Source organism: Paenibacillus sp. sgz302190 (assembly GCF_059820445.1).
Genome location: NZ_JBZYAO010000049.1, coordinates 48,270 through 58,802, shown reverse-complemented (window position 1 = coordinate 58,802; position 10,533 = coordinate 48,270). Strand labels below are relative to the sequence as shown.

Here is a 10,533-nt window from a genome sequence, read left to right as displayed (position 1 = left end):
ATTATGTCGTATAACTGATATTGTACGACATAAGGCGCAACAGCATATAGGTCTGTTACCTCAAATGCAAATCTGCGTTCAAAAAACGACCGAACGGGTGGTGCGAAATTTCAAACGCAACAGATGTTATTCCATGGCACTGATTAAAACACAGCGGCTGCTGGAAGCCGCGAAAATACGGATGATGGGGTGGCTATTTTGAAATGGTATTTTAATTTAAAGACAGCAGCAAAGCTTATTTCCGCATTTGTTATAGTTTCGTTGATTTTGACCGCAGTCGGCATCTATTCGCTGATGAATTTAAGTTCGATGAATTCGAATATGAAAGAAATGTACAACAACAATCTTATTTCCGTAAGAGATTTGTCGGCTGCGATGATCGGCTACCAGAACATGCGGGTTGCGATACGGGATATGAGCATGACTGCGAAAAAGGAAGATAAAGACAAGCTCGCGGCGGATATTGACGGTTACAACAAACAGATTATTGGAAAAATGGATTCTTACCGTCCTGTAGCTACTACAAAAGAAGAACAGGAACAGTTGAAAATATTCGATTCGTCCTGGCCGGCTTACGTAAAGCTTTTTGAACAGGGAATGCAATTGACTTACAAAGAAGATCAAGCCGAATTTTATAAGTACCGGGAAGAAACACTGAATACTCAAGGGGCGATAGTAAGAGGAAGTATGGAAAAGCTGATCGATATCAACGTGAAGCTCGCTTCCGAGACAAACAACCAATCGGCCCAAACTTACTCTTCCGCCCGCCTTGCTACGATCGCCGTCATTATTGCCGCTTTTGCGTTAAGCATCGGGCTCGGCTATGCGATTTCCCAGTTGATTTCCCGGCAGCTGAACAAAATTGTGGCTTTGGTGTCGAAAGTGGCGAACGGCGATCTGCGTGAAAAGTCGGACATTCAAACGAAAGACGAAATCGGCCGTCTCGCCGCTTCCATCAATCAAATGATCGATAGTTTGCAAGAATTGATCGGCGGCATCCTGCAATCGTCGCAAAACGTAGCTGCCGCATCCGAGCAAATTTCCGCCAGCAGTGAAGAAATAGCCAGCGGAACGACGAATCAGGCCCAGTCGGCGCAGTCGATCTCCGAGCTGTTCACCGAGCTTTCGTCGGCAATTAATTTTGTTGCCAAAAGCGCGGAACAAGCCGCGGAGATGTCGAATACGACGGTACTAACAGCGAATGAAGGCGGCCAAGTCGTAGAAACTTCCATAGCAGGCATGCAAAAGGTCAACACCAGTATGGCCCGGTTGGAGGACGACTCCAACAAAATCGGGGAAATCATCGAAGTGATCGACGATATCGCGGACCAAACCAACCTGCTCGCCTTGAACGCCGCGATCGAAGCGGCAAGGGCGGGCGATCAAGGCAGGGGCTTTGCCGTCGTGGCCGATGAAGTGAGAAAGCTCGCGGAACGAAGCAGCACCGCCACGAAAGAAATTTCCGCCATCATCAAGGTCATTCAGGAAAATACGAAGCAAACCGTTGCCGCCGTTCTGGACAGCGTGTCCCAATCGGAACAAACGAGCGAAGCGTTTAAAAAAATTGTCAAGATGGTCGACAGCTCTTCCAATAAAGTGAACGAAATTGCCGCAGCCTGTCAGGAAGAAGCGGCTCAAGCCTCGGAGGTCATGCAGTCTGTGGAACTTATAGCGGCAGCCAGTCAGGAAGCGGCAGCCGCATCTCAAGAAACGGCCGCGACATGCCAATCATTAGCCACTTTAGCAGACGATCTCCATACTTCGGTGTCCGTCTTCAAGATTCAATAATTTGATCTGGATGTGATTGCATGTCTTCTGCCCCGCGGGATTTATACATAGAGATGGTTGCAGGAAATGAAACCTATGCGATAGGAATTAGGGATATTCAAGAAATTATTAAAATGCAGCCGATTACGGAAATACCGGTCACCCTTCCGTACATCAAAGGCGTAATTAATTTGCGAGGCAGCATTATCCCTGTCGTTCATCTGGGCAGCCTGTTCGGTTATGCGGATTTGGTTTTGACCAAAGCTACGCGCATCGTCGTCATCAAGCATAGGGAAACTTTTATCGGCATCATCGTCGATCAGGCCAACAAAGTGTCTTCCTACGACGACATCCACGCTCCCCCCGACTGGGTCGGCAGCGTCAGAGGCGCCCATTTCACAGGAATCGGGCATAGCGAAGGTCAGCTTGTCGGCATTTTAAACTTGAACGAGCTGCTGCTGTAACGCATAAAATCCCGGGGGGCTTGAGAAGCCTCCCGGGATTTTGTCCGCTGCCGTTCAATCAGCCTAATGCCGCTCTGAGCGCAGCTGCCTGCGCCTCGAAATCGGCGTCGTCCAATACAGGGGACATGCTTGCGTTCCCCCACTCGCCTTGGAGCTGGATCCACGATTTGCAGCCCAAATAGGCCGATGAAATCTCCGCCCGTACAGGCTCTTCCAGCTTATACACGCGCAGCAGCATAACATGCAGAGGATTTTTCCGCTTCCATTTCAATCTTTCCTCTGTGAAGCTTTCCGTCCAAATATGAAAAGGAAGCAAGCGGTCCAGCTTCTCCTGATCCAATATTTCGATATCTTCAACTAACCGGGCATAAGCCGTAATATTTACGAACGGGTCGTCGATGCTCCAGCCTTCCAACGTGGCGTCGATCAAGGATTGGCAGGATTGTTTTAACAATGATTGCTTCTGGTGCTCGTAGGTGGGATATAAATAAAAAGAGCCGGTTTCGACTTGAAAATCCCGCGTCTCCTCGGCGATTCCACCCTTGCGCATAATAATAATCTGTGTGCCGTCTTCCAACGCTTTCACGGCCGAAGCCCATTCTTTGAGCGCAATGGGTTGGGTACTCATTACACGATCACCTCGATTAACACTTTTGATGCTCTCTATTATAAAGGAATTCCGGCAGGCAAAACAATGCAAATACTCCGCCCGACAAAGGCAGTTGAGAAACCCGCAAGGCAGAACCGGATCACCCTGCGCCTAACTGCCTGTCTGCCTGTCTGCACGGTTGCGCGGTTACGCGGAGAATTCCTGCAAAAGTGCAGGCTTTTGCTCGTTCATACGTTGAAAACGAAACATTCCTGCATTTGTCAGGCTGTTGAGAAACCCCCTTTTTTCCCGGCTGCTCAAAAAAAGCACCAAAAGCATGAGCCAAATACCCCTCTCAGATCGTTTTAAATCAATTTTTTCTCTTCGAGATGAGTGCCCCCACATAAAAATTGATCTGAGAGGAAACCCGTTAGACTTTCTCAACAGCCTGATTTGTGCAGGCTTTTTGCCACACACATGGGCTCAGATTCATTTTCGTCGAAAATTGCTGTACTTTCGCAGGTTTTCTCACCAGACCGGCCTGCCTGCCGCCTCATGACCACCTGCCGTGCAGCGCTGAAGCCCGCGCCGGGAGAGGCACACTTGAGGAAAGAGCCGCTGTGCCGACATCGGAACCACCGTCTTGGATGGCTTGCCAAATCCTTAGAAAAATATAAAGGGATGGCCGCCTTGGGCGCCATCCCTTATCATTTATTTCGAATCCAGTCCACGGACTTCTTGTTGTACGCGGGTAAGCTGGGCCTGATTGCTTTTCATCGGGTTGGGTTCCCACTTGGAATCGGCGGGTTCCGCAAAGTAAGCAATCAGAAGCAAAACCGAGCAGGCAGCGGCTACAAGGAGCAAATTCAGAATTCTCATGCTAACCCTCCGAATCTCTTAGTCCTTTCAGTGTAACCGCCGACTGTTAGGCAGATGTCTTGTCTGTATAAACGTTTTGTAAAATTAGCCGAGAAACGATTGGAGCATCCAGCGGTGCTTTTCAAGCGCCGTATGAATGGCAAGCAGCATATCGGAAGTCGTCTCGTCGTTTTCTCCCGCGCATACATCCATGCCTTCCTTAAGCTCGCTGATCAGGATGCTGAAATCCTCGATGACGGCTTCAACCATTTTGGTTGCCGTCTCGGCCCCTGACGCTTCCTTCAGCGATGACTGCTCCAGGCAGGCCTGCATTGTTGCGACGGGCTTGCCGCCGATGGCCAGCAAACGCTCGGCGAGCTCGTCAATGTGAGCAGCCGCTTCATTATAAAGCTCCTCAAATTTCACATGGAGCGTAAAAAACTGATTTCCTTTCACAAACCAGTGGAAATTGTGAAGTTTGACAAACAGCAGACTCCAATTGGCTACCTGCTTGTTCAATACGGTATGGACGGATAAAGCTGTCGCTGTAACCATACGGAAATTTCCTCCTTTTTACGTGTAAGTGAACATGCACTTCAGCTACTTTGTGCAAAAAAGCATGTTTTTATGTAAAATAGAGGACAGATTGAAAAAGCTATTTCATACGCGAACGATTTGTCTTATACTAAGGAATGACGAATAATACACAGTAAATTGGTTGGAATTGAATTTTACATACAGGAGGATATGTACATGACAAGCTATCGCCCGCTTAGTGAAGCAGAAGCTATAGAATACGCCCGTCAAATTCCCGATCTTTTCGCCCAAGGAGCCGAGCTCGCCAGCAGAGAAATCGGGGACGGCAATTTAAATCTCGTTTTTCATATTTCGGAGCCTGCGACCGGAAAAAGCATTATTCTTAAGCAAGCTCTTCCCTATGCCAAAGTTGTGGGCGAATCATGGCCGCTGACGCTGGATCGCGCCCGCATCGAAAGCGAAGCGCTGCAAATCGAGGAATCGCTCTGCCCTGACCTCGTTCCGCACGTGTATGCGTACGAGCAGGATCTGGCTTTGACGGTGATGGAAGATTTGAGCGATCATGTCATTATGCGCAAAGGCCTTATCGAACACAACCGTTATCCGCTGTTTGCCGGGCATATCGGCCGTTTTCTCGCCCATACGCTATTTTTCACGTCCGATCTGGGCATGAACCAGCAGGCCAAAAAAAATCAGCAGGGCCGGTTCATTAATCCCGACTTATGCAAAATAACCGAGGACTTGATATTCGCCGATCCTTACCGGGATGCGGATACGAACAATATCGAAGCGCACATCCGCGATGCCGCCGAGCAAATTTGGCAGGACAGCGAGCTTCATTTGGAAGTCGCGATTCTCCGCGAGAAGTTTTTGACGAAATCGCAAGCGCTGCTGCATGGCGATCTGCATACGGGCAGCATTTTTATTAAGCCTGATTCGACCAAAGTCATCGATCCCGAGTTCGCGTACTACGGCCCGATGGGCTTCGATATCGGAGCGGTGCTGGCCAATCTGCTGCTGAATTTTGCCGCCCAGGAAGGCTGGAGCCCAGATGCTGACAACCGCGCCGACTACCGCAGCTATTTGCTGCAAACGGTCAAAGAGGTATGGACCCATTTCGAAACCAATTTCCGCGCTTTATGGAAAGAGCATGGCGTCGATCCCGTTCTGAACACGGAAGCTTACCAAAACTATTTCTTTGCAAATTTGCTGCAGGACACTTTCGGATTCACAGGAGCCAAAATGGTCCGCCGCGTCTATGGTTTGGCTCATGTCGCCGATATCGATAAAATTGATGACGCCGCAGCCAGAGAGCGCGCTCAGCGGCTTGCCTTGTCCATCGGAACTGCGCTTATCCGCTTCAATCGAAAAGCCGCTTCCTTCGACGAGATGATCGAAATTGCCGGCAAATCCGTGCTGTAACCGGCAGGGGAATCGCTGCGGCACCTCGCCGACATTTTATACAAGAAAGAGGATTTTAACGATGACAAATCAACCGTTAGGCCATCAGACTGAACAAGGCGCTTTGCAATCATTGCGCTGGAACGGCCAGCAGCTTGATCTGCTGGATCAACGGCTGCTGCCGGAAGAGATCGTATACCTGCCGCTGGAGACGCCTGTCGAGGTGTGGGAAGCGATCCGGCATTTGAAAGTGCGCGGCGCTCCTGCGATTGGCATCGCCGCCGCGTATGGCGTGTACCTCGGCATCCGCGGACTGGATGCAGGCGTAGAGGAGCTTCTGGCGGAGGTCCGGAAGCAGGCCGATTATTTGGCGACGTCACGCCCGACGGCCGTCAATTTGTTCTGGGCGCTCGATCGCATGCGCAATCGGGCCCAGGCGCTGGCGGCGTCCGGCACGAGCCCGGACGCCTTCAAGCAGTCGCTCCTTGAGGAGGCGCAGAGCATTCAAGCCGAGGACGAGGAGACGAATCGTCTGATCGGCGAACATGCGCTGACGCTGTTCGAAGACGGCTTCGGCGTGCTGACGCACTGCAACGCCGGCGGGTTGGCAACGGCCAAGTACGGCACGGCGTTAGCGCCGTTCTACTTGGCCCAGGAAAAAGGCGTGAACATCAAAGTGTTCGCGGACGAAACCAGGCCGGTGCTGCAGGGCGCGCGGCTGACCGCTTTTGAACTGCAGCAGGCCGGCGTCGACGTGACGCTGATCTGCGACAACATGGCCGGCGCGGTCATGTCGAAGGGCTGGATCCAGGCGGTCATCGTCGGGACCGACCGCGTTGCCGCGAACGGCGACGTCGCCAACAAGATCGGCACGTACAGCGTAGCTGTGCTCGCCAAAGCGCACGGCATTCCGTTCTATGTGGCATGCCCGCTGTCCACGATCGACCTCGGCACGCCGACCGGGGCGGATATCCCGATCGAAGAGCGGCACGAAGACGAAATTACGCAGGGCTTCGGCAAGCGCACGGCGCCGCAGGGCGTCAAAGTTTACAATCCGGCGTTCGACGTGACGCCAAACGAGTACGTAACAGCGATCATAACGGAAAAAGGCATCGTGCGGGCGCCTTACGCAGAAAACTTGCGCCGCCTGTTTGAATAAAAAAATCACCCTGCGGGTGACAAACGAATACATCCACCGGAAATGGATGACCGGCATCACCGGCATAGCATGAAAAACCTGCGAATGACCAACATCACCAGTCGTTCGCAGATGACCTGTAAAAAAGAGACTTTCTAAAAACTTGCCCGCTGTCAGTTGAGCACGTAAAATCTGCGAAAGTCAGGCAGTGGAACTCGCGCGCAGAGCCGGATGGCCCGGACGGCTTGGACGTCTTGCTGTCTGGCTGCGCGGAGAAAGGCAGCCTGCAAAGTGCAGATTTTCGTTCGTTCATACGCTGAAGGCGAAACATTCATGCATTTGTGCAGGCTTTTTGCCATTATCGAAAATCCCTGCCACAACCTGCCTACCTGCACGAAGAAAACCTGCAAAAATACATGAATTTGCGTCCTAGATCATTAGGCTACAAAGAATTCCTGTAAAAGTGCAGGCTATTCACCGAATACATGGACACAGACTCACTTTCAGCAAAAATTCCTGCACTTCTGCAGGTTTTTCGCCAAAACAAGCCACTTTCGCAAGAAATTCCTGCACTTTTGCAGGTTTTCTCCCTACCAGAACGCTTCCTGCCCAATTATGTAGTTCCGCGACCTGCACCGGGAGAGGCGCGCATGGGAGCCCCACTGATTCCCCTAGTCCTAACAAAGCGTCTCGACTTTCTTAGGTTTTCAATCCAAACCAGCCTGCAAGCCGTCGCATAGTCACCCGCCGTGCAGGCTGCAACCCGCGTCGGGAGAGGCACTCATTAGGAAAGAGCCATTGCACAGCGCCAGCACCACCGTCTTTGGATGGCAAAAGAACATGTCTTGCAAAAACGTCCTGTTGGCTGTAGAAAAGTGCGCGATACCTCTTTCATGACGCTGGGCAGCGGTATTCATCAAATCTACACATGCCAAGACCCGAGAATATAATATGTTGAGATAAGCCTCTATCGAGGTCTTTCGTAGATGTGAGGGCCACGTTTTAACGGTAGGTTTATTCGCCAATAAGAATGCTGTTCTACGCCAGTTTAGCGCTGTAAAGAACTAATGTGGTAATAAAAAACGCCGTACCATTCCTGAATTGCGATTCAGGGAGGTACGGCGGTTTTTTATTTTGAAACGGGTACAGCATTCAAGTATTCTTCCAGCGTCAAACCTTTGTCGGTTAATTCTTTAGCCTCCGCCGTACCGATGTAACGGATATGCCAAGGCTCGTATTGGTACCCTGTAATGTTCTCTTTGCCTTTGGGATAGCGGATTATGTAGCCGTATTCGTACGCGTGCTTTTCAAGCCATTTTGCTTCTTTCGTGCCGCCGAAGCAGTCTTCAGCCGCGCATTTGCCGTCGCTGCCGGTCACATCGATAGCAAGTCCTGTCTCGTGCTCGCTCGTACCCGGCACTGCGCTGTACATCTTTGCTTTTTCTTCGCCATCCTTGATGACATACCGCTGAAAGACCGCTTTTTGCGTTGCATACGAACGGTATGCGGAAACTCCGGCCAGCTTGACGCCGTCCTTGTCGGCCCCGGCAAAAAGCTTCTCCAGCGCCGCCGCCGCTTCCTTGCGCATTTTTCGCTTTTCAATCTTTTCCTTGAACGTAAAAGGCACGTCCGGGTAAACCAAATCGCTCGGTTCGTAATCGGACGGTAGCGAAAATTGCTTGTTCACCAGCACGGAAATGCTTTCCGGCTTGTCTATGACTTTCGTGCTTCCCGCTTTTCCCGCCGAACTAGCCGTGCTTGCCGGGGTCGGTTTCTGGGATGCGGCAGACGTCGCAGACGGGGATGCAGTAGGCGCTGCAGACGCAGTAGTCTCGGCAGAGGCGCCCGCCTTCCCTGACGCGGCCGGAGTTGCCCCCTGGGGCGACGCCGGACTCGCTGCAGAGCCGGCAGCCGGGGTCACGCCCGCGGACGGGGATGAAGCCGCCTCCTGCTTGTCGCTGCTGCACCCGGTCACGATGGCAAACGCCATGATCAGCGCCAATATGCCTGTCGCTTTGAAATTCATTTTCGCAAAGCCTCCTTAAAATAGAAAAAAAATCATATAAAACATAGACTGTTATTGCAGCATAAAAGTTTCATAGAATACGAAAACTGCAAATCAGGGATTGCGCCCGATTCGCAGCCTTCTCATATTTTATGCCTTTGGCCGCCGCGATTCAAGTTTTCGTGCGACTAATTATTTGATAATTCCAATTGGATTAATATACAATAGTGACATCTACATATTTTACCCATATAAAACATAGAAAAGGATGTGAGGGACCATGCTATTTTCACCTTATCCGATAAAAAATGTGACGTTAAAAAATCGGATCGTCATGTCGCCCATGTGCATGTACGCTTCGGACAACTCCGGAACCGTGAAAAACTGGCATCGCCTGCATTACGGTTCCCGCGCGGTCGGACAGGCCGGCCTCATCGTTGTGGAAGCTTCCGCGGTTACGGCGCAGGGCCGCATCTCCCCGCAAGATCTCGGGATATGGAGCGACGCGCAGATTGAGGGCCTTAAGGAACTGGCCGACTCCGTTCACGAGCAAGGCTCTCATATCGGCATCCAGCTTGCCCATGCGGGCAGAAAAGCGGTGCTCGACGGGCCGATTATCGCACCGTCGGCGCTGCCCTTCAACGAGCAGTCCAAAACTCCCGACGCTTTGACCCTCCAGCAAATCGGGGAAACGGTCGACGCCTTCGAGGAAGCCGCTGCCAGGGCCAAGCAAGCCGGTTTTGACGTTGTGGAAATCCATGCCGCCCACGGATATTTGATTCACGAATTTTTATCGCCGCTCACCAACCTGCGCAGCGACGAATACGGCGGCGACCGCGACCGGCGCTTCCGCTTCCTCGCCGAAATCATCGACCGCACCCGGCAAAGCTGGGATGGCCCGCTGTTCGTTCGGGTATCTGCTCATGAATACGCTGACGGCGGCTACACTCCTGAGGATTACGTATACATCGCAGCCCGGTTGAAGGAAAAAGGCGTCGATCTCATCGATGTCAGCTCGGGAGGGCTTGTTCCCGTTGTGCCTAATGCATTCCCGGGCTACCAAGTCCCTTATGCAGAAACGATTCGCGCCAAAGCCGGCATCCCTGTAGGCGCCGTAGGATTAATTACCGAAGCTGAGCATGCCGAAGACATTTTGCGCAATGAGCGGGCGGATTTGATCTTTTTGGGCAGGGTGCTGCTGCGCGAACCTTATTGGCCCAGAACGGCCGCCCATAAGCTCAAAGCGGAGATTACGCCGCCCAAGCCGTATGTGCGCGGGTGGTAAATAACGGAAGCGTCCTGCCAGGGCATGAACACCTGGCAGGACGCTTTTTTAGTTTATACGCTTGACGCTTAATGTTAAGCATCAAGTGTTCGCCCCGGGAGTCTGGCTGGCGCCTGGGCCCGCATCTAACCCGGCGCAAAAAATTCCCACATTCGCTCGTTCCCCCGTGCTGCAACGATGCTGCCGAGATCATCCAAACGCTTGCCGGCTAAGACATCACGGGCAAACGCAGAAAACCTGCGAAAATGCATCTTTTTGCTCTATGTCGGTTCAAGCTGCGAATCATTCCTGCAAATGTGCAGGATTTTCGCGCCAAACTCCAGCTTAGAGCCGGCAAAGTCGATTATTCCTGCACTATTGCAGGCTTTCCCCCAATCAGACCGCTGCATGGTAAAATTGCTGCACTTTTGCAGGTTCTTGGGCTGAATGTGGTCGACCAACCGCCGTCATGCATCGCAACATTGCGCACTGGGAGCTGTGCAAGGTGCG

General features: G+C 51.8%; 10 protein-coding genes. 6 read left to right on the top strand and 4 right to left on the bottom strand.

The window, feature by feature from the left end:
- The 3 genes from AC6RNO_RS33020 to AC6RNO_RS33010 all read left to right on the top strand — a co-directional run.
- Positions 1-202: hypothetical protein (locus tag AC6RNO_RS33020; RefSeq protein ID WP_497108020.1), on the top strand; the 202-nt coding region annotated here is incomplete at its 5' end.
- Positions 199-1,788 carry a methyl-accepting chemotaxis protein gene (locus AC6RNO_RS33015; protein WP_497108019.1) on the top strand — a complete coding sequence of 530 codons (1,590 nt, stop codon included), beginning with the start codon at positions 199-201 and terminating at the stop codon, positions 1,786-1,788. The genes AC6RNO_RS33020 and AC6RNO_RS33015, both read left to right, overlap by 4 nt.
- A gap of 20 nt (positions 1,789-1,808) precedes the next feature.
- A complete protein-coding gene (locus tag AC6RNO_RS33010) occupies positions 1,809-2,231 on the top strand; it encodes a chemotaxis protein CheW (protein ID WP_488437658.1) in 423 nt (140 codons plus the stop codon).
- 58 nt (positions 2,232-2,289) lie between these two features.
- On the opposite strand, the gene AC6RNO_RS33005 is transcribed toward AC6RNO_RS33010, so the two are convergent.
- From AC6RNO_RS33005 to AC6RNO_RS32995, 3 genes are all read right to left on the bottom strand, one after another.
- The gene (locus tag AC6RNO_RS33005; RefSeq protein WP_474679783.1) at positions 2,290-2,859 is read right to left on the bottom strand and encodes a DUF1802 family protein; all 570 of its coding nucleotides are present in this window, start codon (positions 2,857-2,859) and stop codon (positions 2,290-2,292) included.
- 672 nt (positions 2,860-3,531) lie between these two features.
- The gene (locus AC6RNO_RS33000) at positions 3,532-3,699 is read right to left on the bottom strand and encodes a hypothetical protein (RefSeq protein WP_474679785.1); all 168 of its coding nucleotides are present in this window, start codon (positions 3,697-3,699) and stop codon (positions 3,532-3,534) included.
- Between the two features lie 84 nt (positions 3,700-3,783).
- Entirely contained in the window at positions 3,784-4,233 is a 450-nt protein-coding gene (locus AC6RNO_RS32995) for a ferritin-like domain-containing protein (protein ID WP_497108018.1), read from the bottom strand.
- A gap of 198 nt (positions 4,234-4,431) precedes the next feature.
- Between AC6RNO_RS32995 and mtnK the strand changes: the two genes are divergently transcribed.
- A complete protein-coding gene (gene mtnK, locus AC6RNO_RS32990; protein ID WP_497108017.1) occupies positions 4,432-5,637 on the top strand; it encodes an S-methyl-5-thioribose kinase in 1,206 nt (401 codons plus the stop codon).
- 61 nt (positions 5,638-5,698) lie between these two features.
- Positions 5,699-6,775, top strand: coding sequence for an S-methyl-5-thioribose-1-phosphate isomerase (gene mtnA / locus AC6RNO_RS32985; protein WP_497108016.1), 1,077 nt, complete (start codon positions 5,699-5,701; stop codon positions 6,773-6,775).
- Positions 6,776-7,883: 1,108 nt separating this feature from the next.
- Here mtnA and AC6RNO_RS32980 read toward each other — a convergent pair.
- Complete coding sequence (locus AC6RNO_RS32980; protein WP_497108015.1) at positions 7,884-8,780, bottom strand: D-alanyl-D-alanine carboxypeptidase family protein; 897 nt, start codon at positions 8,778-8,780, stop codon at positions 7,884-7,886.
- Between the two features lie 259 nt (positions 8,781-9,039).
- Between AC6RNO_RS32980 and namA the strand changes: the two genes are divergently transcribed.
- On the top strand, positions 9,040-10,044 hold the full coding sequence (gene namA / locus AC6RNO_RS32975; protein ID WP_497108014.1) for an NADPH dehydrogenase NamA: 1,005 nt from the start codon (positions 9,040-9,042) through the stop codon (positions 10,042-10,044).
- Positions 10,045-10,533: the final 489 nt, after the last annotated feature.